Genomic DNA, 24,824 nt, shown 5'->3' with positions numbered 1-24,824 from the left:
CGTGTGGCCGCCGCTAGAGCGTGGCGGCGAACCGCGCGACGCGACTGACGCCTTCCCGTACGGTCTCGGTCTCGCCGCAGAACGCGAGCCGCAGCAGCCCGCGCGCCTGCGGCTCTTCGTCGACCGTCCGCACCTGCCCCGCGGCGTCGACCAGCGGGCGCAGGGCGAAGCCGGGGCCCGCCGCCAGCGCCACGCCGTGCTCCGCCAGCAGCCGCGCGGCGAAGGTGTCCGCGTCCAGGCCGGTGGTCCGGCAGTCCAGCAGCGCGTACCAGCCGCCTTCGGGGAGCCGGGCGAGCAGTCCGGTGTCCAGGAGCGGCCGCAGCGCGGTGTCCCTGGTGTGCCGCACCATCGCCTTGTTGGCGGCCAGGCACTCCGGTCGGCCCAGCGCGGCGATCCCGGCCAGCTGCACCGGCTCGGGCGGACACATGATCGAGGCCTCCTGGACGGTGCGGACGGCGGCGGCGTGCCGCTCGTTGGGCGCGGTGACGTAGCCGAGCCGCCAGCCGGTCATGCCGTAACCCTTGGAGAAGGAGAAGGCGCTGAAGACGCGGCGCTGGTGCGGCGATACGTTTCGCTCCAGTCGCGCCAACGAGATGTGCTCCTCGTCGTACGCGAAGTCCTCGTACGCCTCGTCGCTGATGACCGTCCAGCCGCGGGAGTGCGCGAGGTCCAGCAGCGCCAGCAGGTGCCTTTCACCGCAGACCGCGCCGGTGGGGTTGTTGGGGCTGTTGAGCAGCAGGGTCCTCGGCCGGTCACCGCCGATCCGGGCCAACGCGTCGACATCGGGCCGCATGCGGTCGTCCAGGGGGTAGAACACCGGGCGCAGCCCCGTCAGAAGGCTCTGCTGGAGGTGGATCGGCCAGTGCACCGAAGGCAGCAGGATCTCCGCGTCCGGCGCGGCCACCGCGTGCATGAGCGTCATCAGGCCCTGCGTCGAGCCCGGGGTGACGAACACCAGGTCGGTGTCGGTGTCGTGCCCGTTGCGGGTGCGGAGTTTGTCGACCAGCGCGGAACGCAGTTCGAGCAGTCCTTCCGCGGTGGTGTATCCCGTGCGGCCGTCGCGCACCGCGGCGAGCACGGCGTCGGCGACGGCGGCGGGCGGACGGAACGCCGGTTCGCCGACGTGCAGCCCCAGCGCGGGCACGCCGTGGGCGGCCTCGTACTCGGTGACGGCGCGGAACACCTCGTGCACGCACGACGGGGGGATGTCCGCGACGGTGGGTCGCGCACTCACCGCGCCGGGGGCCTGCGTGCTCATCATGGAAGGGGACTCCTGGGGACTAGGTGGGGTGTCGTGGGGGGACGCCTGGCCGCCCTCGGGCCCGGCGGGCCTGCCATCGGGACGGCATGGCGACGCGGGCACGTGGCCGCGAAGGCGAAGCGGACCGCCGGCACGGCGCCGGCGGCGGTGTGGAAGCGGACGGCGCGGGCGGCTGCCTGCCGTCCCAGCGGTTCAGCTCGTCCGGGCCGGAGCCTCGGGCGCGCGTCCCGACGCGGTGACGAAGAACCAGCACAGGTCGGCCGCCGACGAGTCGTCCAGCATCTTCGTGAGCTCGTCGAGAGTGGTCCCGGGCACCGTGCCGCGACGGCGGAGGATCGGGAGGTACTGCTCGAACGAACGTCGCCAGAATTCGTCCACCGGCTCACCGATTCCGATGGTCAACGGGGTGAGCCGGACCTGAATGCCGGTCAGCCCGGCCGCCTTCAGCAGCGCGGGGACTCGGCGGGCCCAGTAGACGTCGGTGCCCTGTTCCCCCATCAATTGGGCGAGCGTGCGTACACCGGTTCGCAATGCGGGATGCGCGTCGTCGAGAGGGAGAATGTAGAATTCCCCGACGACCAGATGCCCGCCCGGTCGCAGCCATGTGACTGCTTTTCGTACGAGTTCGTCGCGCTGCGGGAGATGGGCCAACAACGCCCGGGTGTGCACCAGGTCGAACGAATTCCTGGAAAAATCCTCGCGGGTCAGGTCCACGGTGGCCACTTCGAGAGGAGCGGCGCGCCCGGGGTCGAGGTGGCGCGGGTCGATGTCGGCGGCGACGACCCGCCCGGACGGGCAGCGCTCGGCCAGCCAGTACGCGATCGAACCGGCCCCGGCGCCCATGTCGAGACACCGCCAGCCCGGCTCGGGGCGCAGGTCGCCGAGCACCTCGTGGGCGACCGGGTCGAGCATCCGTTCCAGGGCCTGGAGGCGACCGAGTTCCGTGGGGATCTCCTTGCTGAGGATCCCGTTGCTGTAGGCGTCGGTCAAGGTCACGCTGTTACCCGTTCTCATGATTCGGGGGCCCGGCACGGTGGTGAGCGCCCGTGATGCACGACGGCGCACAACCGGGATATTACCTGCCTCTTGAGTGACCGCGCTTTTGGCGCGGGCGAACTGTCATACTCCTCAAGGTGAACCGGAAGATCCCTGCGCGTTGATCAGTCCACCATGTTAGTCGGATTAAAATTTCAGGAGAGTGGTGTGGTGAATCCGAGTTCCGCGCAGCGTGCACTGTCGGTCGGCGATCTGGACTTCGACGCCGCCTACCGCGGGAAACCGATGACGGCGGACTCCGAACTCTCCCTCGGCCCGGTCCCGTGGGACATCGGCGGACCCCAGCCGGTCCTGGTCGAGCTGGAGGAGGGCGGCGGCTTCGAGGGCCACGTCCTGGACATCGGGTGCGGCACCGGCGACAACGCGGTCTTCCTCGCCGGACGCGGCCACCGTGTAACCGGCGTCGACGGGTCCCCGCACGCGATCGAGCGGGCCCGGCGGCGCGCCGCGGAAGCGGACGTCGACGTGGAGTTCCTGGTCGGCGACGCCGCCCGGCTAGATGACGTACCCCACCGGTTCGACACCGTCCTCAGCAGCGCGCTCTACCACTGCCTGCCGGAGGAGACCCGCGACGACCACGTCGCCGCCCTGCACCGGGTCTGCCGGCCGGGCGCCCGGATGCACCTGTTCACCTTCGGCGTCGACCTCGCCGACAGCTACCCCATGCCCACCCACATCGACCAGCGCGAACTGCGCCTGCGGCTCGGCGACCTCTGGAACGTCGACCACATCGAGCCGGTCCGCTACGCGACCTCGTTCACCCCCGAGGCGCTGCACGACGTGAGCGCGCGACTGCTCGACCTGGCCGGCGGCGACCCCGGGCGGGCCTGCCGCATCGATCACCAGGTCGACGTGGCGGGCCGCATCGCGTTGCGCATGTGGTACGTCCGGGCCGTCCGCACGTGAAGCGTCCCGGGCCCGCCGCGAACGGCCGGCCGTGCGCCCGCCCGAGCGGCGCGCGGCGCCAACAGCCGCCGCTGAAGGGCCGGTTACCAGTAGACAGCGCGATCCCCTCCTCGAAACAGGGGGTCTTCCACTCGGCCAGAGAGTGCCTTTGCGATGACCATTGACAGTCCGGTTTCAGCCTACGGCCGCGCCGCGGCCCGCCTGTTCGACCAGCTCGGCAAGGTCTACGAGGAAACCTACGGGCGCCTGCCCGAACAACTCGCCGCCATCGAGTGGCTGTTGGAACGCCTGCCCCCACAGGCCAAAGTGCTGGACATCGGTTCGGGCACCGGACGGCCCACCGCCCAGCTGCTGGCCGACGCCGGGCACCGGGTGACCGGGTGCGACGTCTCGCACACCATGGTGACGCTGGCCAGGACCGGCGTTCCGCAGGCGCGCTTCGCCTGGGTCGACGTCAGGGACCTGCCGGAGGCACCGGGCACCTGGGACGCGATCACCGCGTTCTTCCCCCTGCTGCAGATGTCCCGGGCCGAGATCGTCGACACCCTGGGCCGGATCGGCCGCTGGCTCGTCCCCGGCGGCCTGTTCGTGATGTCCACCGTGCCGTTCGACGCCGAGCACGCGGAACTGACGTGGATGGGGCACACCAGCCGCGCCTCCAGCTTCCCCGCCGAGGTCTACCCCCGGCTGGTGCGCGACGCCGGGCTGAGCATCCTCCACCAGCACGAGAGCGTCTTCCATCCCGACTACCCCGGCATGGGCGCCGAGCAGCACCTGTTCATCTACGCGACCAAGCCCGGTGACCCCACCCACGCCGCGCCCGCCACCGCGCCCTCCTACCACCGCGGCCCGCTGGAGCCCAACGCGCGGCACTGGGCGGCGATGGAGGCCCGCTTCGACCGGCAGGACGTGCCGCTGATCGTGGACAGCCTCTCCGCCAACACCCGTGTCCTCGCCCTCGGCGGCCGCACCGTGGCCGTGGCCCGCGACCTCGCCGACCGCCTGGGCGCCGTCGACGCCCTTCGGCACGACCTGCCGGAGGAGGACGACGCCCGCGCGCTGGGCGCGCTCGGTGTGACCCTGCTGCCCGGCGCCGCCGAGCAACTGCCCCCGGTGGACCGTTCCTTCGACGCGGTGGTGGCCGCGTGGACCCTGCACCGCACCGAGGAACCCGACTTCGCCGTCGCCGAGATGGCCCGTGTCGTCGACCCCGACCACCCGCAGGCCAGGGTCGTCCTGGTGCAGGACGCCCCCGACAACGAGATCGTCGGACTGTGGAACGGCGTGCGCGCCCCGCTGACCGGAGCGCCCGCCGACCCGCAGGGCCAACTGCTCATCCGGGCGGCGCACGTGCTGTCCGCCCACGGCTTCGACGACATCTCCGTCACCCGCCTCCCGATCGACGTGGTCTTCCCCGAGGCGGGGCCCGAGGCCCGGGCCAGGGCGGCGGCCCGGGCACTGACCGCGCTGTGGAACGCGGGCCACCCACAGCCGGTCCAGCTCCACCACGCGCTGCTGTCCGCGTTGCGCGGCCACTTCTCCGCGGGCACCGACCGCATCACCAACGACGCGGTGATGCTTCTCGCCCGGCCCCGGAGGCGACCGCCTGAGGGCGCGTGATCAGGGCTGAGGACGGCAGCAACCAGGTAGTTCTGCCCGGAGCCGATACCGTCCCCGCGACCGGGCAGGGTTCGCCGCGGTCAGCCTCACGCCCGGAGCCGGTGAAGCCCGGACTCCTCAGTGCTGTTGCACAGAGGTCAAGGCGGTCGTCCGGCCGTAGTGTCGTGATGACTCAACATGGCCTTTGACCTGCATGTAGCCAGGCATCCCGTGCCGGGCTTCCTTGCGCGCCAACTCCCGTTCTTCTGCTGTGCCATTGCACAGCAGCACGTCCTGTGCCACGCTGCCCGGGTCGTCGGCTGTTCCCTGGCTTCGAGGAGGCCCGAGTTGAGTGCGACATCTGCCCGACCGTGGCGTGGCGTGTACGTCGCGACGCCCCTGCCGCTGCGCGACGACCTGACCGTCGAGGAGGACGCGTACGCCGAGCACGTGCGCTTCCTCGCCGATCGCGGGTGCTCCGGGGTCTGTCCCAACGGGTCGCTGGGCGAGTACCAGACACTGACCCCCGAGGAGCGGGCCCGCCTGGTCCGCGTCGCGGTGGACGCGGCGCCCGACGGCTTCGGTGTGATGCCCGGTGTGGCCGCCTACGGGGCACGGGAGAGCCGCCGCTGGGCGGAACAGGCCGCCGAGGCGGGTGCCGGTTCTGTGCTCCTGCTGCCGCCGAACGCCTACGCGGCCGACCGGGAGACCGTGGTGGCGCACTACCGCGAGGTGGCGAGGGCCGGCCTGCCGGTCGTCGCGTACAACAACCCCCACGACACCAAGGTCGACCTCACGCCGTCGCTTCTCGCCGAGTTGTACGACGAGGGGCTGATCGTGGCGGTGAAGGAGTTCAGCGGCGACGTGCGCCGGGCCTACGAACTGCGTGAACTCGTCCCGGAGCTGGACGTGCTGGCCGGGGCCGACGACGTGGTGCTGGAACTGGCGATCGCGGGTGCGGTCGGCTGGGTCTCGGGGTATCCCAACGCGTTCCCGGAGAGCTGTCTGGAACTCTTCCGGCTCGCCACCTCAGGGGACGTCGAGGCGGCGCTGCCGCTCTACCGGGACCTGCACCCGTTGCTGCGGTGGGACTCCAAGGTGGACTTCGTCCAGGCCATCAAGCTGTCCATGGACGTCGTGGGACTGCGTGGGGGACCGTGCCGTCCGCCGCGCCTGCCCCTGCGGGTCGAGACCGCGGACCGCATCGCGCGGGCGACCGAGGCAGCCGTGGACAAGGGGTACAAGTGAGGTCACGGCGCACCTTCCACACCGTCGAGTCCCACACCGAGGGCATGCCGACCCGGGTCGTGGTCGGCGGAGTGGGAGTCCTGCCCGGGTCCACGATGGCCGAGCGGCGCACCTGGTTCATGGAGCACAGCGACGACCTGCGCACCCTCCTGATGCACGAGCCGCGGGGCCATTCGGCCATGAGTGGAGCCGTCCTCCAGCCGCCCACCACGCCGGAAGCCGACTGGGGTGTGCTGTTCATCGAGGTCTCCGGCGTGCTGCCGATGTGCGGCCACGGCACGATCGGGGTCGCCACGGTGCTGGTCGAGACGGGCATGGTCGAGGTGCGCGAACCGGTCACCGTGGTCCGGCTCGACACCCCCGCCGGACTCGTCGAGGCGCGGGTCGCCGTCGAGAACGGCGCGGCCCGAGCGGTCACCCTGCGCAACGTGCCCTCCTTCGCGTACGCGCTCGACCGGACGGTGACGGTGCCGGGTCTCGGAGAGGTCCGCTATGACCTGGCCTTCGGCGGCAACTTCTACGCCATCGTGGACACCGCCGAGCACGGCCTGCCGTTCGACCGCCGGTCGGGCGGACGGCTGCTGTCCGCCGGGCTCGGCATCATGGAGGCCGTCAACGCCTCGGCCGAACCGGTGCACCCCGACCGGCCGGACATCCGCGGATGCCATCACGTCTACCTCGCGGCTCCCGGCTCCACCGCCCGCCACTCACGCCACGCGATGGCGATCCACCCCGGGTGGTTCGACCGCTCGCCCTGCGGTACGGGGACCAGCGCACGCATGGCGCAACTGCACGCCCGCGGTGAACTCCCGCTGGAGACCGACTTCGTGAACGAGTCGTTCATCGGCACCCGCTTCGTCGGCCGGCTGGTGGGCGAGACCGTGGTGGCGGGGCGGCCCGCGGTGTCGCCGACCATCACCGGCCGCGCCTGGATCACCGGGACGGCGCAGTTCACCGTGGACCCCGACGACCCGTTCCCGGCGGGCTTCGTCCTCTGACGACCGGGCCGCGACCACGGCCGGGGCGCCGCGCAACGGGCCCAAGGCCGGCGCACTCGAAGCCACCAGCACACCGCGAAGCGCGAGCGCAGCACACCCCCGACAGGAGCCGCATGCACAGCGAAGCAGCCGAGGCCGGTCAGCCCCGCGCCGAGGCGATCTGCCCTCCCGTGCCGACCCCACGCAGGAAGGGCATCCTGCGCGACCAGGTGAGGAACGCGCTGCGGGCCGCCGTGGTCTCCGGCGAACTCGCCCCCGGAACCGTCTACTCGGCACCGGCGCTGGCCGAGAGGTTCGGGGTGTCGGCCACACCGGTGCGCGAGGCCATGATCGACCTGATCGCGGAAGGCCTGGCCGTCGTCCAGCCCAACAAGGGCTACCTGGTCACCGAGGTCTCGCCCAAGGCGCTGGACGAGGTGTCGGAGCTGAGACTGCTGCTGGAGCCGCCCTCGGTGCGATCGGCCGTGCCACGGGTCCCGGAGGCGGACTTCCCCACGTTGCGTGGACTCGCCCAGGACATCGTGACCGCCGCAGAACTCGGCGACCTGGTCGGCTACATCGAGGCCGACCGCGTCTTCCACCTCACCCTGCTGGGCCATGCCGGCAACGGGCGACTGCTGGACGTGGTCTCGGGCCTTCGGGCGCAGACGAGGCTGCTGGGCCTGGCGCCGCTGGTCGAGTCGGGCCGCCTGGTGGAATCGGCCAACGAACACCACCATCTGCTGGACTTCGTCGAGTCCAGGGACGCGGTGGCGGCCGAACTGCTGATGCATCGTCATATCGGTCACGTACGCACGCTGTGGGCGGCGGGTTCGTGACGATGGCCGGGTCAACGCCGAGGCAGAATACGGGTGTTACGGCGGACGTGGTGGTCATCGGCGCCGGTGCGGTCGGCGCCGCCGTCGCCTGGTTCGCCGCGCGCGAGGGCCTGCGGGTGGCCGTGGTGGACCGCGGTCCCATCGCCGGGGGCACGTCGAGCGCGGGGGAGGGCAACGTCCTGGTCTCCGACAAGGAACCGGGTCCGGAACTCGATCTGGCGCTGCTGGCCCAGCGGGTGTGGCGCGGCGACCTCGCCGAGCACGCCGCACTCTGGGAGTTCGAGGCCAAGGGCGGACTCGTCGTCGCCGCGACGGCGCGGTCCGTGACGGCGCTGGCCGGCCTCACCCGGCGGCAGCGCGCTCACGGCGTCGGGGTGACCGATGTCCCGGAAGGAGAGCTGACCGCCTACGAGCCTTACCTGGCACCCGAGTTGGCCGGTGGTGCCTTCTATCCGCAGGACGCCCAGGTGCAGCCGATGCTCGTCGTCGCCCACCTGCTCCGGCTGAGCCGCCGAAGTGGTGCGACGGTGACGACCGGAGCCGAGGTCACGGGGTTCCTGCGCCGCGGCGACACCGTGACCGGAGTGCGGACCACACGAGGTGACATCGGCGCGGCCATGGTGGTCAACGCGGCCGGCCCCTGGGCCGGTTCCGTCTCCGAACTCGCCGGCGCGCCCGTACCGGTCCTGCCCCGAAGAGGCGTCGTGCTGGTCACTCAACCTCTGCCACCGATGGTGCGGCACAAGGTCTACGCGGCGGAGTACGTCGGGGACGTGGCCAGTTCCGACGCGGCGCTCCAGACCTCGCCGGTCGTGGAGTCGACCCCTGCCGGCACCGTCCTGATCGGCTCGTCGAGGGAACGCGTGGGATTCGACCGCACCATCCCGCCCGAGGTCCCCGCGACCCTCGCGCGCAAGGCCGTCGCGCTCTTCCCCCGCCTCGCCCAGGCGCTCGCGCTGCGCACCTACTTCGGCTTCCGGCCATACTGCCCCGACCACCTTCCCGTGATCGGACCCGATCCCCGTGCCCCGGGACTGTGGCACGCCTGTGGGCACGAGGGCGCGGGCATCGGGCTGTCGGTCGCCACCGGCAAGCTGCTGGCCCAGGCGATGACCGGCCGCGACACCGAACTCGACCTCACGCCCTTCGCCGCCGACCGCTTCGCCGCCGCGCCGCCCGTCCCGTGACGCGAGCGAGGTGACGCCGACCCGGCGGTGCGGTGCCCGAAGCGACTGGACGACAAGAGGACACGACCGAGGAGGACCACCGTGCCCCACGAGCCGGACGACCGGCCCGACGGCGAGCCGTGCCGCGTGTACTTCGCCGGCAGGGCCATCACCGCACGGCCCGGCCAGAGCGTCGCCGCCGCGCTGCTGCGCGCGGGCATCACCTCTTGGCGCGGCACACGGAAGGCCGGCAGGCCTCGCGGTCTCTTCTGCGGGATCGGCGTCTGCTACGACTGCCTGATCAGCGTCGACGGCCGCCCGGACCAGCGCGCCTGCGTCGTCGCGGTACGCGACGGCATGCGGCTGGAGGACGGCAGGCGCGCGGACGACGGGCCGGGACCGGAGGGAGTCGTGGCGACGGAGGACGGGTCGCGCGAGACAGGGCGCGGTGCAGGGAGTGGCGATGCGGTCGAGTGACGTACTCACAGCGGACGTCGCGGTCGTCGGGGCCGGGCCCGCCGGACTCGCCGCGGCCGCGGAGGCCGCCGCCGCGGGGCTCGACGTCGTGGTCGTGGACTGCGGTGCCCGCCCCGGCGGCCAATACTGGCGCCACGGGCCCGACACCGCGGGGCCCGGGCCCGGAACGCACGGGCGGGGCACGTACAGCAGGTTGCGCGCCGACACCGCGCGCCACGGTGTCCGGTTGGTGAGCGGTCACCAGGTGTGGCGGGCCGATCGTCGCGACGACGGCTTCGTCCTGCGGCTGCGCCCGGCACACGACGTCACACCGGACACCGCCGTCGCGAGCGTCGGCTCGCGCCGCCTCATCGTGTGCACGGGCGGGTACGACCGTCAGTTGCCGGTGCCCGGATGGGATCTGCCGGGGGTGATGGCGGCGGGCGGGGCGCAGGCGCTGCTCAAGGAGCACGGTACGGTGGCCGGACGCCGCGTGGTGGTCGCGGGCACCGGACCGTTCCTGGCCGCCGTCGCGGCCGGGCTGGCCGGAGCGGGCGCGCGCGTGGTCGCCGTCTGCGAGGCGAACGCCCCGGTACGCGGATGGCTGCGGCGGCCCGTCGCGGCACTGAGCGAACCCGCCAAGGCCGTCGAGGCGCTCCGCTACGCGGCCCTGCTGACCCGCCACCGCATCCCGTACCGGACCAGGACAGCCGTCACCCGGGTGCACGGCGAGGACCGCGTGCGAGCCGTCGATCTCAGCGCACTCGACCACGACGGCCGCCCCAGGGAAGGGACCCGGGTCACGGTGCCGGCCGACCTGGTGGCGCTCGGGTGGGGCTTCACGCCGTCGTTGGACCTCCTCCTGACGCTCGGCGCGCGCACTCGGCTGGACGCCGACGGCTCGCTGGTCGTCCGGGTGGACGACGGACAACGCACCACGGTGCCCGGTCTGTACGCGGCGGGGGAGACCACCGGGGTCGCGGGCGCGACGCAGGCGGTGCGCGAGGGGCGGCTGAGCGGGCTCGCGGTCGCCGCGGACCTGAGCCGCGCCGGGAGCGCGGGCGGCGGCGCGGGGCCGGGCCGTCCGGGGGAGGCGGGTCCCGGCACTGCGGCCGACACCGACGCCGCGCTGCGCGCCCGCCGGGCGAGGCGGCTGCGTGCCGGAGCGCGTCGAGGCCGCCGCTTCGCCGAGGCCCTGCACGCCGCCTGCCCGGTGCCCGCCGGCTGGACGTCGTGGCTGGAGGAGGACACCGTGGTGTGCCGGTGCGAGGAGGTCCCGTTCGGAGCCGTCCGGCACGCGGTGCGGGAACTCGGCGCCGAGGACCCGCGTACCGTCAAGATGCTGGCCCGGCCCGGCATGGGGATGTGCCAGGGGCGGGTGTGCGGATTCGCCACCGCGTTGATCACACGGGACCTCACCGGACGCCCCTCCACCGCGGAGGCGTTGGCCGCCTTCGGCAAACGGCCGTTCGCCGCGCCGGTGACCCTCGCCGAACTCGCCGCGTCGGACGACCACCCCGCACCGGGCACCGGCCCCGAGGCCTGACCCGCTCGCCGATCCCACGGTCGGCCGGAGTGGGCGGGACGGGCCGGGCGGACCCGGCGGGCAGCGAGGGGCGGCCCGCGAGGTCCGGGCCCTCGCCGGGTCAGGCTTCGGCGGCGAGGCGGTCCAGCCACTCCCGCAGCAGAAGCTGCTCGGCACTGCTGAGACTCGTCTGTTCCGGCAGCGCGGCGCGCAGGGCACGGGCGGCACCGGCCGGACCCGAGTGCTCCACGGCCGGCTGCTGGTTGGTGACAGCGGCGACCATGGACTCCCGAAGGGTGCTCAACAGGGCCGGGTCACGCCGGTCCTGGGGCAGGGACAGCCAGGTGAGCACCGCGCCGCGCGCCGTGGCGTGGATGATCTGGGCGGCGAGTTCCTCGTCGACGCGGAGCCACCCTCCGGCGGCCAGGCGCCGGATGCGGCCCCTGAGGATCTCCATGCCCGCCTTGAAGGCGGCCGAACTGGTCCGGCTGGGCTCGGTGTACATCAGCGTGTACAACGCCGGGTTGGCCAGACCGAACTCGATCGCGACGTCCCAGCCGGCCCGCAGGTCCTCGATGGGGTCCTGGGGTTCGGGATCGACGTGCTTCGTGGCGAGGAACGCGGCGAAGCCGTACTCGACCACCGCGTCCAGCAGCCCGTCCTTGTCGCCGAACAGCCGGTAGATGGCCGGCGGTTGCAGGCCTGCCGCGTCGGCGACCGCGCGGGTGGTCACCGCGTCGCGACCGCCGCGCGTCAGCAGACCGATGGCCGCCTCGACGACCCGCTGCCGGGTCTGCTCCCTGCCCGGGGACGCGGCGCCGTACGCGGGGGCCCCCGTGCCGTCTTCGCTGGTTGAACGTTCTGGCATGAACCGATGATACCGCGCTTTTGATTCCACTGTTAGTATCGATGATACCGTTGTGTTGTTTCCAATGGAATCAGGTATCTCGACACGGGAGCGCATCATGATCATCGTCACCGGAGCCACCGGACAGCTGGGGCGTCGAACAGTCGAGCGGCTGCTCACTCGCGTGCCGGCGGACCGCGTCGGCGTCAGCGTCCGGGACCCCCGGAAGGCGCAGGGACTCGCCGACCGGGGGGTACGGGTACGCCAGGGCAGCTTCACCGACGCCGCCGGCCTCGCGCACGCCTTCGAGGGCGCCTCGCAGGTGCTCATCGTCTCCGTCGACGCGATGGGCGAGGAGTGCGTCAGGCAGCACCGCACCGCGATCGAAGCGGCTGTCGCGGCAGGCGCCCGTCGCATCCTCTACACCAGCCAGATGGGAGCCGGCGCGACATCGCACTTCCAGGCCTGCCGCGACCACGCAGCGACGGAGGAGGTCCTGCGTGGCTGCGGTGTGCCGTTCACCTCGCTGCGCAACGGGTTCTACGCCGCCAGCGCGGCACACTTCCTCGGCCACGCGGTGCAGGCAGGCCGGCTCGCACTCCCCGCCGACGGGCCGGTCGCCTGGACCGCGCACGCCGACCTCGCCGAAGCGACGGCTGCCATCCTGGCCGACGAAGGCCGCTTCGACGGCCCCACGCCGCCGCTGACCGCGGGACGCGCGCTCACCTTCGCGGACATCGCCGCCATCGCGACCAAGCTCACGGGCCGGACGATCGCGAGGGTGACCGTCCCCGACGACGAGTACCGGGAGCGGATGACCGAACAAGGCGTCCCCGCCGAACTGGCGGGCCAGTTGCTCGGCATCTTCCCCGCGAGCCGCGCCGGCGAGTTCGCCACCGTCGACCCGACCCTCGCCTCCCTGCTCGGCCGGGAGCCCGCCACCCTGGACGCCGTGCTCCGCGAGCACCTGTCCGCGCACTGACGCACAGGGCCCGAGCCGCCCTCACGGCGCGGACGCTCCGGCCGAGTGCGTCCGTCGCGGGCGGCGCGGCCGGGATGGGCGTGGTACGCCGACCTGCGGCGCCGCCCTGGCGGGGGTCGCGGTCAGGAGGGATGCCGCTCCAGCGCGGACGGCGGCAGGGCGCGGTCAGGGGAGGTACCGCTCCAGCGCGGCCGCGCCCTTCTCCTCGATCAGCCGTCGCGCCTGCTCGACCCGCTCGGGTGTGACGTCCCGACCGGACGCCATCACCAGGTCCTCCGGGTCGAACGGCCGTTCCGCGCCCGTGCGGAAGCGGGCCGGCCCGCCGCCGGCTGTGGACGTCTCCTCGTCCGCTGAATCCGTCATGTCGCTCACCTGACTCGGCCGGGGCCATCACCGGGATGGCGGTGTCCCTCCACGCTAGACCCGGACTCCGCGAGCCGCAGTCGGAAAGGCCGTGGGGAATCAGGGCCCGGCGGGCGACACCCGGTCGACCAGTTCCAGCAGCTGCCGCAGCACCTCGTCGGCGACGTCCGCCAGCGAGCGGTCCTCGCCCTCGCGGATCCACAGGGTGAACGCCGTACCGAACACGGTCATACCCGTCTTCGCCGCCAGGGTCGCGGACGGCTCACCGACGCCGCGCGCCCGCAGGGATTCCGCGACGGTGGCGGCGAGGCTGTCGAGTTTGTGCAGTTCGCGCTCTTGCAGGGCGGGGTTGCGGTCGATGACCGACTGCCGGGTGCGCGAGTGCGGACGGCGCTCGTCGGTGAAGAACTCCGAGGCCGACCGCAGCGCGCACATGACGACGTCGAGCGGGGAAGCGTCGGCCGGAGCGGATCGCATGCCGGTCACGAACGCCTCTTCCAGGAGGTGCTGGCCGTGGAAGAGGACCTCGCGCTTGTCGGTGAAGTGACGGAAGAACGTGCGCTCGGTCAGTCCCACGGACCGCGCGATCTCCGTAGCGGTCGTCTGCTCGTAGCCACGGGTGGCGAACAGCTCGAGTGCCGCCCTCTGCAGCCGCTCCGGAGTCCCCGGTTCCCAACGCACCATGCCGACGAGTGTAGTGATGACAGGAACTGACGTGCAGGCGTAGGGTGGGTCTCGCAGCTGATGTCAGTAACCGACATCAGGGCATCAATAGCCGTTCCCAACGGGCGCCCTCCTTGCGCGGGCGCCGAAGAGGGGTCATGTCATGCGTGTATTCGTCACCGGAGCCTCCGGATGGATCGGCAGTGCGGTCGTCGGCGAGCTGCTCGCCGCGGGACACGAGGTCACCGGGCTGGCCAGGTCGCAGGCGTCCGCGGACGCCCTCCAGGCCAGGGGCGCGCGGGTCCGCCGCGGCGACCTCGACGACCTGGACGGCATCCGGGCAGGCGCCGAGGAGGCGGAGGCCGTGATCCACCTCGCCAACAAGCACGACTTCGCGAACCAGGCGGCCTCCAACGCGGCCGAACGCGGCGCCGTCCAGACCATCGGCGACGCGCTCGCGGGCTCGGGCCGGCCCTTCCTGCTCGCGTCCGGCGTCGCCGGGCTCACCCGGGGCAGGCCGGCCACCGAGGCCGACCCGTCCCCGTTCCACGGCCCGCAGTCCCCGCGCGGCGGCAGCGAGAACCTGGCGCTGGAGTTCGCCGACCGCGGCGTGCACCCGGTGAGCCTGCGGTTCGCGCCGACCGTGCACGGCACCGGTGACCACGGCTTCATCGCGGTCATCGCCGAGGCCGCCCGCCGCACCGGCGTCTCCGGCTACCCCGGCGACGGGACCAACCGCTGGGCCGCCGTGCACCGCACCGACGCCGCGCGCATGGTCGCCCTCGGACTGGAGAAGGCGCCCGCCGGGGCCCGGCTGCACGCCGTGGCGGAGGAGGGCGTCACCACCCGCGACATCGCCGAGGCGATCGGCCGCGCCTTCGACCTGCCGGTGACCTCGATCGAACCTGACGACCTCCAGGACCACTTCGGGTGGATCAGCACCTTCTTCGCCATGGACCTGGCGGCGACCTCGACCGAGACGCAGCGGCTCCTCGGGTGGACCCCGACCGGCCCCGGCCTCATCGAGGACATCGCCGCCGGGGCGTACGCGGCGCACTGACGGCCCGGTTCCCATCGAGCCACGGCGGTCCGATCCGCCGTGGCTCGGACGAGGGATCGCCGCGAGTGGTGAGCCGAAGTCCCCGGCACCGACATCCCCTTCCCCCTCGCCTCCTCGCTCGGCGAGGTACGACCAGCCCGCCGGAGCCGCAACGCCCGGTGTTCGCCGCAGAGTTGGGCGCGGCGGGCGGGCGGCCGCAGCGCCTCCTCGTCGCCGTCGCGTCACGAAGCGCATTGACGAGCCGTCACCGGGTAACCGTGCGCCATGAGACGCAGGACGACTGAGACGGCGGCCCGGGTGGTCGTGGGACGTGGGAGCGTGGCGGAGCGACTCGGGCGGCTGGACCGGCAGGCCTTCCGGGAAGTGGCGTTGCGGCGCTGGCCCGGAGCGGAGCAGGTGCTGCCAGGGCTGAGCCGCAGCGCCAACCACGGTGTGCTGTGGCTGGGCACCGCCGCCGGTGTCGCAGCCCTGTCGGGTCGCACCGGCCGCCGTGCCGCACTGCGCGGCGTCGGATCTCTCGCCGTCGCGTCCACGGTCGTCAACACCATGGCCAAGTGGGCGGTGCGCCGGGCGCGCCCCGCGCTGACCGACGTGCCCGCCGTGCGCAGGCTGCGCCGTCAGCCCGCAACCACCTCCTTCCCCTCCGGCCACGCCGCGTCCGCCGCCGCGTTCGCGCTCGGCGTGGCCCTCGAGGAGCCGCGATGGGGAGTGCTGGTCGCGCCGGTCGCCGCGTCCGTGGCGTTCTCCCGGGTCTACACCGGTGTGCACTACCCCAGCGACGTGCTCGCCGGAGCGGCCGTCGGCGTGGCCGCCGCACTCGTCGTGCGGCGGGCCTTCCCCGTCCCGCGCAGGGTGGCGCCCCCGGCCGCCGACGCGCCCGCCCTGGCCGACGGCGACGGACTCACCGTCGTCGTCAACCACGCCTCCGGCACACCGGCCGTGCTCACCTCACCCGCCGACTGCCTGCGCTCCGCGCTGCCGAAGGCCGACATCGTCGACGCCACCGAGGACGACGACTTCGGCACGCTGCTGGAGAAGGCGGCCCGGCAGGCGGCCGAACGCGGCGGTGCGCTCGGCGTGTGGGGCGGCGACGGCAGTGTGAACCGCGCCGCCGTCGCCGCCGCGCGCTCCGGTGTACCGCTCGCCGTCTTCCCCGGCGGCACCTACAACCACCTCGCCGCCGACCTGGGCATACAGACCGTGGCGCAGACGGCCGCCGCGGTGTGCGCGGGGCGGGCGGCACGCATCGATGTCGCGCGCTTCACCGGATCGGACGGTGCGGCCGTCCCGTTCCTCAACACCTTCAGCATCGGCGCCTACCCGGAACTGGTGCGGTTGCGGGAACGCTGGGCGCGCCGGCTGGGCAGCTGGCCCGCCGGTCTGCTCGCCGCCGTGCACGTCCTGCGCACGTCCCGGCCGGTTCCCCTGGTCATCGACGGCCGGCAGCGGCAGGTCTGGCTGCTCTTCGCGGGCAACTGCGCCTACCCGAGCGCGGGCCTGGCCCCCTCGCACCGCCGCGACCTGGCCGACGGACGGCTCGACGTGCGCGTCGTGGAAGGCGGCACGTTCGCCAGGACCAGGCTGCTGGCGGCGGCACTCACCGGGGCGCTGCACCGCTCACCGTTCTACCGGGCCCGCACCGCCACGTCCCTGCGCGTCAGCGGCATCCCGCACGGCACGCATCTGGCCTACGACGGCGAGGTGACGACAGCGCCCCCGCACACGACGCTCACCAAGGCCTCCGAACCGCTCGTCGTCTACCGTCCGTCCGGGCCCCCGGCCGGTCGGCGCGGCCGGAGCACCGGCGGCGCCCGGTGAACGCCCTCGACGCCACGGCACGGCACGGCCTGCGGCGCGTGCGGATGCCGTCCGCGCGAACCGGTCGCACCTGGTGGGCGGCGTTGCGGCGCACTCCCGTGACGGCATGGAACGACAACGTGACCGACTGGGCCGCGTCCCTCACGTACTACGCGGTCCTCGCGCTCTTCCCGGTCCTGCTGGTCGTCGTCTCGGTCGTCGGCCTGTCCATGCCGCACGCGACACCCGACGTGGTCCGGCAGGTCACCGGCCTGTTCCCGGCCGAGTCACGCGGTCTGGTGCGCGCGGTACTCGACCAGCTCACGCAGCAGCGCTCCACCGCCTGGCTGCTCGTGGGCGTGGGAGGCGTCAGCTCCCTTTGGTCGGGCTCCAGCTACCTCGCCGTCTTCCGCCGGGCGCTGCACGCCATCCACCGCCGCAGCGCGGATCGGCCCGTCCGGCAGACCGCCGTGCGCATCCTGCTGACCGCCGTCGTCCTGCTGGCCCTGCTGCTCGGCAGCGCCGTCGCCCTGCTGCTGACCGGCGGTCTCGCGCGCATGCTGGGCCGCCTGCTGCACATCGGTCAGGCACCGATGGCCGCGTGGTCCGCGCTGCGCTGGCCGGCGATGCTGGGCATCGCGGTGGTGCTGGTCCTCGTGCTCTACCGCTCCGGTCCGCGCGACTCCCGGCCGGTGCGGCGGATGGCGCCGGGCGGGACGCTCGCGGTGGCGCTGCTGCTCGTGGTCTCGTTCGGCTTCAGTCTCTACGCCGCTCACGTGACGACGTACCACCGGTTGTACGGTTCTCTCGCGGGATTCGTGCTCTTCCTGATCTGGCTGTGGCTGTCCAACCTCGCCCTGCTGCTCGGGGCGCTGTTCAACGCGGAGCTGACCAGGGCGACCGCCGGGCGTGGCGCGCGCTTGCGCTCCTCGGTGGGCTGAGGACTCGGGAGGAGCGGGGCCCGCTTCGCCGCGGGCGCCCGAACCCCTTCGGGAAAGCGGCGCGCACGGATCCCGGGAGGGCGTAAGGTGACCGCGGGTAACGCGAGGGGTGGTCTGAGGTGACGGCACTCGATCCGGAACGCGGCAGTACGTCACCGTACGTGTCCACCGCAGGGGACACGTCGGCTCCTCCGCGCACCGCGGCTCAGGCCCGCGACCACGTACGCGGGCTGCTGACCGCCCATGAACGCGCCACCGGCGTCCCGGTGGCCGCCCGCGCCCACGCGGACGCCCTCCTGGTGGTCTCCGAACTCGTGACCAACGCGCTGCGGCACGCAGGCGGCATGACGGGGTTCAGCGCCCGTGTCACGCAGGACGCCCTGCTGGAGGTCGTCGTGACGGACGGCTCGCCGAACCCGCCCGCCACCTCGGTGCATGAGGCGCGGCTCACCGGCGATGGCGGCCTGGGGTGGCCGCTGATCCGCGCCCTGGCGACCCGGGTCACGCTCACCGCGACCGCGAGGGGCGGCAAGGACATCTGCGTCCTGCTCCCGCTGGAATGAGCGCGGCCATTCCGGTGAGGCGCGCCGGTCAGGCGGCCCCGTGCTCCGCGGGGCGGCCGAGCCCGTCGTCGTCGTGGCGCGCGGTGCGCTGGACCACGACCGCCGCCGCGTCGTCGCCGAGGCGCCCGTGGACGTACGCGAGCACGTCGTCGCGCAGCCGGTGCACGAAGGCCCTGGGGGAGTGCAGGCCGTCCGGCGCCCAGGCGCCCAGCCGTTCGGTGAGCGGGTAGAACGTGCCGGTGCCGTCCCGCGCCTCGGTGATCCCGTCGGTGTAGAGCACGAGCAGGTCACCCGGACCGAACGGGAACTCCAGGACGTCGACCGGCCCGCGCGCGGTGAGCCCGCACAGCCCCAGCGGGGGTGTGGCGGTCGCCGTGAGCGGCACGGCCCGGCCGTCGTGCAGCAGGACCGGTGGCGGGTGGCCGCAGCTGACCAGCCGCGCCACCGGCGCCTCGTCCGGCACGTCGAGGAAGGCCGCGGTGATGAAGACCTCGCCCCGGCGGTCGGCCTCGGTGGGGTCGTTGAGGTTCCAGCAGACGCTGGACTCCAGATATCCGACGAGTTCGTCCAGGGTCGCCTCGCGGTGCGCCGCGGCCCGGAAGGCGCCCAGCAGCAGGGACGAGTCCCCTATGGCGGTCAGCCCCTTTCCCATCACGTCACCGATGACGAGCCGGGTCCCGGTGCGGGTGCGTACCGCCGCGTACAGGTCGCCGCCGATCTGCGCCTGCTCGTGCGCCGCGAGGTAGAACGAGGCGAGGCGCAGCGGTCCGGCGCGTGGTGGCAGCGGGGGCAGGACGGCCTCCTGCGCGGCCGCCGAGACAGAGCGGACCTCCGCCAGCTCCCGCCCGTGCCGCTCGCGCAGGACGCTGAAGACGACCAGCAGCGCGGAGATGACCACGAGCGCGGCGATCTGGGCCTGGACGTTGCGCGTGCCGAGGACGTCGCGGACGGCCCCTATGGCGAACTGGGCGGCGATGGAGGCCGCCCCCATCGCGGCGACCGTCCTGGGCCCCGCGAACGAGGCGGTCACGGCCGGGGCCGTGATCAGCAGCGGACCGAGGTGGATGTCCATCGGGGCCAGCACGTCGGCCGCCACGACCGCAGCGATGATCCCCAGGGGCAGGAGCAGCAGGGCGTCGCCTGCCCGCACTCCCCGGTTGCGCAGCCACCTCAACGGCATGTCCCATACGTACCCCATGCGTGCCCGCGGCGCATGCGTCGGCGGCCCACCGTGGGTTCCGGCGTCCCGCGGGGACGCCGGAAACCACGGTGGCACCGCGGGGAACGGGTCAGCTCGACGTGATGATGGCCGGGTCGCTGGTGCTGGGAGCCCCGGTCTCCACGTGCCCGGCGAACCGGCGCACGTATCCGGGGTCGGTGCTGAGGGTGACGGAGACGTCGTACCAGCGGTTGGCGGAGGCCACGCCCCAGCCGGGGACGGTCTGCGAGCCGCCGGCGGCCACGGTGTAGCGGTAGGACTGCGACGGGGCGTACGCGTCGGTGGCGGTGAAGGTCACGGACGCGCTGCCCGGGTTGCTGAACGTGAGCGTGACGTGGCCGGTGGAGGCGTCGTGGCGGGCGGTCACCTCAGGGCCCAGCGCTCCCACCGCCCCGGCGAGGTGCCGCAGGAAGCCGTTGGGGCCGAGGACGGAGAAGTCGTAGCGGGACGTGCTGCCCGAGGGCAGCGCCCAGGTGTCGGTGAGGGACTTGCCCGCCTCCACGGTGTACGGCCACGGCCCGTCGGAACGCACCGCCGAGGTCACGTGGAACGCCGCCCCCGCCGCACCGAGGCTGGAGAAGGTGAACTGCATCCGTCCGTCGACCGGTTTGGTGTCCACCGCCAGGTCGTACGGCAGCGCGCGGGCGTTGCGCTTGCCCGGCTCCTGCGCGGGCAGCGTGGGATTCGCCGGCGGGGTGGGCACGTAGTCGCCGTGCCGGTCGTGGTCCGGCGGCACGTACGCACCGGTGCCGGGCAGCGAGGGCGCGGTGTCGTCGGACGTGGAGAAGTCCAGCGCGGCGGTCAGGTCACCGCAGACCGCCCGCCGCCAGGCGGAGACGTTGGGGTTGTGCACGCCGAAGCGCTTCTCGACGAACTGCACGATCGAGGTGTGGTCGAAGGTCTGCGAGCACACCCAGCCGCCGGTGCTCCACGGCGACAGCACCAGCATCGGCACCCGCGGTCCCAGCCCGTAAGGCCCCGCCGCGTAGCCGGAGTTCCCGGCGAAGATCTCACCGGCCACGTTGGCCGTCGACAGCCCCTGGGCCGCGGAGGCGGGCGGGAAGGGGGAGACCACGTGGTCGAAGAAGCCGTCGTTCTCGTCGTAGGTGAGGAACAGCACCGTGCGGCTCCACACGTCCGGGTCGGCGGTCAGCGCGTCCAGGACCTGGGAGACGTACCAGGCGCCGTAGTTGGCCGGCCAGTTGGGGTGCTCGCAGAACGCCTCCGGCGCCGCGATCCAGGACACCTGGGGCAGCTTGCCACCGAGCACGTCCGCCTTGAGCTGGTCGAAGTACCCGTCCCCGGCCGAGGCGTTGGTGCCGGTGCGGGCGTTGTCGTAGAGCGGGTCGCCCGCGGTGGCGTTGCGGTACTGGTCGAAGTAGAGCAGCGAGTTGTCGCCGTAGTTGCCGATATAGGCGTCGTTCGTCCAGCCCCAGCCACCCGAGGCGTCCAGGCCGGTGCCGATGTCCTGGTAGACCTTCCACGAGACGCCGGCCTTCGTGAGGATCTCGGGGAAGGTGGTCCAGGAGTAGCCGGCCTCCTCGTTGCCCAGCACCGGACCGCCGCCGCTGCCGTCGTTGCCCGCGTAACCGGTGTACATGTAGTAGCGGTTGGGGTCGGTGGAGCTGAGCATCGAGCAGTGGTAGGCGTCGCAGATGGTGAACGCGTCGGCCAGGGCGTAGTGGTAGGGGATGTCCTGCCGGGTGAGGTAGGCCATCGTCGTGGTGCCCTTGGCGGGGATCCAGTTGTTCCACTTGCCCTGGTTCCAGGCGCTGTGCGTACCGGCCCAGCTGTGGTCGAGGTCCTGGATGAACTTCAGGCCCAACTCGTCGGCGTCCGGGCGGAACGGCAGCGTGGTGTGGCCGCTGTCGTCCTCCTGGTACCACACCGGCTTGCCGCTGGGGAGGGTGAGCGGACGCGGATCGCCGAAGCCCCTGACACCGTTCAGCGTTCCGAAGTAGTGGTCGAAGGAACGGTTCTCCTGCATGAGGACCACGACGTGCTGGACGTCGTCGATGGTGCCGCTGACGGTCGCGGGCCGGATGGCGGCGGCCTTCGCGATGCCGCCGGAGAGCACGGCCGCGGTGGCGGTGCCACCGGCGAGTTGGAGGAACCTTCGGCGGTTCACGTCTGCCACGGCTGGATCTCCTGACGGTCCGGTGGGGCGGCCCGAGGCGGACATGACGGGGTCTGCGCACTGCTGCGCACAACTCGCGATTTCATGTCATGACCGCGCAAGATGACGCGCACATGATGGGGAGGGCGCCGACACGGTGTCAATCCCTCGTGAATGCCCGGTGTCCGCAGAGGCGTCGGCCGGCGACCGGTGCGGAAACGGCCGGCGCGAACCTGTGGGACCGACGGCGAACGGCCGGCGCGGGGTCATCCCGCACCGGCCGTCCGGTTCGTCGCTCCGCGCCGCAGGCGCCGGGCTCAGAGGGTGGCGTTGCAGTCCAGCGCGCTGGAACAGTCGCTGAAGATGCTGATGTGGCTGGTCATGGTCGTGATCATGCCCTCTTCCTCGCCGGTGACGGTCTCGGGAAGGTTCTGGAGAGCCAGGATGGCGTTCATGATGCTGTCCTTTCCGTTGGACGTGCGATGGACGTGGTGCTTCCGTGATGCCTCCCGGCTGGGTGCCGGGGACCGGCCACGCGCGCCCCGGGGGTGCGTGCGCGTGACCGGCGGTTCTGAGGGGCCGTCAACGGCCCGGATCACACGGCCGCGGGGGTCGCGGCGACGGGGCGGCGGGTGCAGGCGCACGGGACCTCGGCCGTCGTGGGCTCGTCGGTGAACAGGCTCGCCCCCGGCCCGTCCAGCACCCGGGCCAGCGCCAGCAGTACGCCCGCGCCGCCGGAGGCCAGGTCCGCCTGGTAGCGGGTCTGCAACGAGCCGAGGACGCGCAGCCCGGTGGGATGCCGTACGGCGTACTTGGCCAGCCCGGTCGCCACCCGCAGTGCCGCGTGGCGGTCGGCGTCCCGCCCTGTCAGCTCGGCGTGCTCGGCCAGCGCGTACGCCCAGCCCGCCACGCCGGCGTAGAGGCCGGGCTCCATCGAGCAGGTCAGACGGCACACCCGCAGCACGCCGGGCAGCGCCAGCGCGCTGCGCTCGTCACCGTCGCCGGCCAGCCGGCCCAACGCGGTCGCGACACCGGCCGCGCCGGTCGCCAGGTGCGGCATGACGCGTGTGCCGTCGCTGAACCGCAGCCCCTCCGGCCCGTCACCGTCACCCGTGGCCTTGTCCAACTCGGCGTGGACCAGCCGGACCGCCGCCCGCTTGTAGCATTCCTCGCCGGTGACCGCGCCCAGGGAGTGCAGGAACAACGCGGTGCCCGAAAGCCCCGCGGCGAGGCCCGGCACGCCCGCGCCCGCCAGCACCGCCGCGCCACCGTCGCGCAGCATCGCGTCACCGATGCGCGCCGCGGCGTCCAGCGCTCCGTCATGGCCGTCGCGCAGTGCCAGATGGGCCAGGCCGATGCCAGCCGCACCGGTGGCCAGCTGGGCGGAGGCCCCGGCCAGCGGATGCGTCAGCGCCGCGGCCAGCAGGTGTCCCGCCTCCTCGCGCAGGCCCGACTCGTCCAGCACCCAGGCGATGCCTGCGGTGCCCGTCTGCAGTCCCGGCGCCAGTTCACCGACGCGGGACAGCGCGTCGTGCCGCAGCCTGCCCAGCACCGCGTCCGGCACGTGCGCGCCCGACCGGCGCAGCGCGTACACCACACCGGCCGTGCCGTGTTCCACGCACAGGGTGTTGAAGGAGTAGGCGCGCGGCGAGGGCGGGAAGACCCAGTCGGGCCCGTCCGGCCTGGCCATCGCCAGCAGCCCCGCCGTCAGCCCTTCCTTGAGCCGGGTCAGCGCCCCCTCGGGCCGCTCGTCCAGTTCGGCGGCGGTCGGCAACTCGTAGGCGGACGGCCCGAGGCCGCCCTCGCCCCTGCCGTGGTGGAGTGTCGCCCGCCGCCACAGCGACTCGGGCACAGCTGTGTCGTGGGCTACGTCCCTGCGGTACAGCTCCAGGCGGCCGCGCGGATCGCGCTCCAGCGGCTGGTGCAGCGGGAACAGCGCGCACAGCGCCAGCCCCGCGAAGCCGTAGTCGTCCGGATCGACGCCCGCAGCGGCCACCTTCGGCGGCGGTGTGTAGCCCGGCGTGCCCAGCGGTGAGGGCGGCCGCTCCCGCTCGGTCACGGTCTCGAAGTCGATCAGGCGGACCGTCAGATCACCCTGCACCAGGACGTTGTTGTGGCTCACGTCGCCGAAACGAAGCCCGATCTCGTGCAGCCTCCGCAGGTCGGCGCCGAGCCGCGACAGGACCCGTTCGACGTCCGCGAAGTACGCGGCGTGGCGCTCGGGATCCATGTCCAGCCAGCCCACCGTGGTGTTGGCGGCCACCCACTTGAGGAACCCGGTGCCGCGGACGAACTCCGTGACCAGGAAGTCGTGGTCCCACTCCGTGAAATGGGCGACCGGCTCGGGGCACAGGCCCGGCGCGGCGGCGTGCACGCGCCGCAGGATCTCCCACTCGCGCCGCAACCGGTCGCGGGAGACGGTGCCGTCGCCGATCAGCCCGTTGTGCGGCCGGGCCTCCTTGACGAAGACCTGCGCGCCGGTGCTGGTGTCGGTGGCCCGGTAGGTGCCGCCGCCGTTGCTGTGCCGGATCACCTCGGTCACCTGGAAACGCCCGTCCAGCAGCACCGGCCCGGTGTGCGGTTCCTGCGGCGGCGCGAACGGATCGTCCACCCCGGGCGGCAGCACGAACTCGGTCGACCGCACGTCCACCCGGTCCTCGCCGTGACCGTCGCGCACCAGGTGCACCGACGTGCCGTCCGCCTGGACGCGCTTGCGCGACCGGTAGGCGCCGTAGCGGTAGTGGACGACCTCGCTGTCGCCGAAGCGGCGGTCGGTCAGCACGTACGGGCCGCTCTCACCCTTCAGCTCCCGCGCCAGCCGCTCCATCAGGCGCCGCGCCGTGGGCACGTCCGGCGGGTACAGCGCGCAGAACTTGCCGGCCTGGGCACGGGAGGCGTGCTTGTGGTGGAACGCGCCGTAGAACAGCGGCGCCGCGAGGTGCTTGAAGACCACACCCTCCTCGAAGCACGCCGCGGCCACTGTGTCCAGGGTGAAGGCGAGACGCTCCCGGGTGGTCGAAACGTGCACCTTCCAGCCCTGTTCCGGCAGGACCACGCCGTCGGGCCGCCAGTAGGCCCATACACCCTCCCGGGTGCCGGTCCAGCCCGCCGGCACGTCGTGCGGCGCGTAGCCCTCGCCGGGATCGGGGGCCCGCTCCACCGGAACGTAGAACTCCCGGTCCGCCAAGGTCAGCCAGTACGCGAACACCCTGCGTGCCCTCCCCAACGACGCGGCCCCGG

Annotated in this window: 21 protein-coding genes and 1 pseudogene; 13 read left to right on the top strand and 9 right to left on the bottom strand. The window is 73.0% G+C overall.

Features of this window, described 5'->3' with window-relative positions; all coding sequences use genetic code 11:
* Positions 1-13 precede the first annotated feature (13 nt).
* Complete coding sequence (locus CK485_RS06150; RefSeq protein WP_109447806.1) at positions 14-1,261, bottom strand: pyridoxal phosphate-dependent aminotransferase; 1,248 nt, start codon at positions 1,259-1,261, stop codon at positions 14-16.
* Between the two features lie 192 nt (positions 1,262-1,453).
* On the bottom strand, positions 1,454-2,257 hold the full coding sequence (locus tag CK485_RS06145; RefSeq protein WP_158288166.1) for a class I SAM-dependent methyltransferase: 804 nt from the start codon (positions 2,255-2,257) through the stop codon (positions 1,454-1,456).
* Between the two features lie 207 nt (positions 2,258-2,464).
* Here CK485_RS06145 and CK485_RS06140 point away from each other — a divergent pair, with 207 nt between their 5' ends.
* The 8 genes and pseudogenes from CK485_RS06140 (at position 2,465) to CK485_RS06105 (ending at position 11,054) form a co-directional block, all read left to right on the top strand.
* Complete coding sequence (locus CK485_RS06140; protein ID WP_199239252.1) at positions 2,465-3,223, top strand: class I SAM-dependent methyltransferase; 759 nt, start codon at positions 2,465-2,467, stop codon at positions 3,221-3,223.
* A 153-nt stretch (positions 3,224-3,376) separates the two neighbouring features.
* Complete coding sequence (locus CK485_RS30140) at positions 3,377-4,843, top strand: class I SAM-dependent methyltransferase (protein WP_109447802.1); 1,467 nt, start codon at positions 3,377-3,379, stop codon at positions 4,841-4,843.
* A gap of 327 nt (positions 4,844-5,170) precedes the next feature.
* Positions 5,171-6,070, top strand: coding sequence for a dihydrodipicolinate synthase family protein (locus tag CK485_RS06130; RefSeq protein ID WP_241968170.1), 900 nt, complete (start codon positions 5,171-5,173; stop codon positions 6,068-6,070).
* A complete protein-coding gene (locus CK485_RS06125; protein WP_109447798.1) occupies positions 6,067-7,068 on the top strand; it encodes a proline racemase family protein in 1,002 nt (333 codons plus the stop codon). The genes CK485_RS06130 and CK485_RS06125 overlap by 4 nt, the downstream gene beginning before the upstream one ends.
* A 113-nt stretch (positions 7,069-7,181) precedes the next feature.
* Positions 7,182-7,886: a GntR family transcriptional regulator gene (locus CK485_RS06120; protein ID WP_109447796.1), complete on the top strand. Its 705-nt coding sequence runs from the start codon at positions 7,182-7,184 to the stop codon at positions 7,884-7,886.
* A gap of 2 nt (positions 7,887-7,888) precedes the next feature.
* Positions 7,889-9,073: an FAD-binding oxidoreductase gene (locus CK485_RS06115; RefSeq protein WP_109448466.1), complete on the top strand. Its 1,185-nt coding sequence runs from the start codon at positions 7,889-7,891 to the stop codon at positions 9,071-9,073.
* Between the two features lie 126 nt (positions 9,074-9,199).
* Positions 9,200-9,409, top strand: a pseudogene (locus tag CK485_RS29400) ((2Fe-2S)-binding protein); the annotation flags it as partial.
* A 106-nt stretch (positions 9,410-9,515) separates the two neighbouring features.
* Positions 9,516-11,054 (top strand): FAD-dependent oxidoreductase, encoded by a 1,539-nt coding sequence (locus tag CK485_RS06105; RefSeq protein WP_109448462.1) that lies wholly within the window; start codon positions 9,516-9,518, stop codon positions 11,052-11,054.
* Between the two features lie 100 nt (positions 11,055-11,154).
* Here CK485_RS06105 and CK485_RS06100 read toward each other — a convergent pair whose 3' ends face one another.
* Positions 11,155-11,901 (bottom strand): TetR/AcrR family transcriptional regulator, encoded by a 747-nt coding sequence (locus tag CK485_RS06100; RefSeq protein WP_109447794.1) that lies wholly within the window; start codon positions 11,899-11,901, stop codon positions 11,155-11,157.
* A gap of 97 nt (positions 11,902-11,998) precedes the next feature.
* Here CK485_RS06100 and CK485_RS06095 point away from each other — a divergent pair, with 97 nt between their 5' ends.
* Positions 11,999-12,862 (top strand): SDR family oxidoreductase, encoded by an 864-nt coding sequence (locus CK485_RS06095; RefSeq protein ID WP_109447792.1) that lies wholly within the window; start codon positions 11,999-12,001, stop codon positions 12,860-12,862.
* A gap of 165 nt (positions 12,863-13,027) precedes the next feature.
* On the opposite strand, the gene CK485_RS06090 is transcribed toward CK485_RS06095, so the two are convergent.
* Positions 13,028-13,225 (bottom strand): hypothetical protein, encoded by a 198-nt coding sequence (locus CK485_RS06090; protein WP_109447790.1) that lies wholly within the window; start codon positions 13,223-13,225, stop codon positions 13,028-13,030.
* A gap of 99 nt (positions 13,226-13,324) precedes the next feature.
* Positions 13,325-13,909 (bottom strand): TetR/AcrR family transcriptional regulator, encoded by a 585-nt coding sequence (locus CK485_RS06085; RefSeq protein ID WP_109447788.1) that lies wholly within the window; start codon positions 13,907-13,909, stop codon positions 13,325-13,327.
* A 142-nt stretch (positions 13,910-14,051) separates the two neighbouring features.
* Here CK485_RS06085 and CK485_RS06080 point away from each other — a divergent pair, with 142 nt between their 5' ends.
* The 4 genes from CK485_RS06080 to CK485_RS06065 all read left to right on the top strand — a co-directional run bounded on the left by CK485_RS06080 (position 14,052) and on the right by CK485_RS06065 (position 18,249).
* Positions 14,052-14,948, top strand: a complete 897-nt coding sequence (locus CK485_RS06080) for an SDR family oxidoreductase (RefSeq protein WP_109447786.1) — start codon at positions 14,052-14,054, stop codon at positions 14,946-14,948.
* A 318-nt stretch (positions 14,949-15,266) separates the two neighbouring features.
* Complete coding sequence (locus tag CK485_RS06075; protein WP_109447784.1) at positions 15,267-16,766, top strand: bifunctional phosphatase PAP2/diacylglycerol kinase family protein; 1,500 nt, start codon at positions 15,267-15,269, stop codon at positions 16,764-16,766.
* Between the two features lie 119 nt (positions 16,767-16,885).
* Positions 16,886-17,686, top strand: a complete 801-nt coding sequence (locus CK485_RS06070; protein WP_241968169.1) for a YihY/virulence factor BrkB family protein — start codon at positions 16,886-16,888, stop codon at positions 17,684-17,686.
* A 161-nt stretch (positions 17,687-17,847) separates the two neighbouring features.
* On the top strand, positions 17,848-18,249 hold the full coding sequence (locus CK485_RS06065) for an ATP-binding protein (protein ID WP_109447782.1): 402 nt from the start codon (positions 17,848-17,850) through the stop codon (positions 18,247-18,249).
* Positions 18,250-18,277: 28 nt separating this feature from the next.
* Here CK485_RS06065 and CK485_RS06060 read toward each other — a convergent pair whose 3' ends face one another.
* The 4 genes from CK485_RS06060 to lanKC all read right to left on the bottom strand — a co-directional run bounded on the left by CK485_RS06060 (position 18,278) and on the right by lanKC (position 24,792).
* Complete coding sequence (locus CK485_RS06060) at positions 18,278-19,429, bottom strand: PP2C family protein-serine/threonine phosphatase (protein WP_109447780.1); 1,152 nt, start codon at positions 19,427-19,429, stop codon at positions 18,278-18,280.
* Positions 19,430-19,538: 109 nt separating this feature from the next.
* Complete coding sequence (locus CK485_RS06055; RefSeq protein WP_109447778.1) at positions 19,539-21,605, bottom strand: phospholipase C, phosphocholine-specific; 2,067 nt, start codon at positions 21,603-21,605, stop codon at positions 19,539-19,541.
* Between the two features lie 296 nt (positions 21,606-21,901).
* A complete protein-coding gene (locus CK485_RS28675; RefSeq protein ID WP_158288165.1) occupies positions 21,902-22,039 on the bottom strand; it encodes a class III lanthipeptide in 138 nt (45 codons plus the stop codon).
* A 140-nt stretch (positions 22,040-22,179) separates the two neighbouring features.
* Positions 22,180-24,792 carry a class III lanthionine synthetase LanKC gene (gene lanKC / locus CK485_RS06050; protein ID WP_109447776.1) on the bottom strand — a complete coding sequence of 871 codons (2,613 nt, stop codon included), beginning with the start codon at positions 24,790-24,792 and terminating at the stop codon, positions 22,180-22,182.
* Positions 24,793-24,824 lie beyond the last annotated feature (32 nt).

It is taken from the genome of Streptomyces sp. ICBB 8177 (assembly GCF_003144095.1).
GTDB lineage: Bacteria > Actinomycetota > Actinomycetes > Streptomycetales > Streptomycetaceae > Streptantibioticus_D.
The sequence above is the reverse complement of the archived record's forward strand: the minus strand, read 5'-3'. Positions and strand labels throughout refer to the sequence as shown.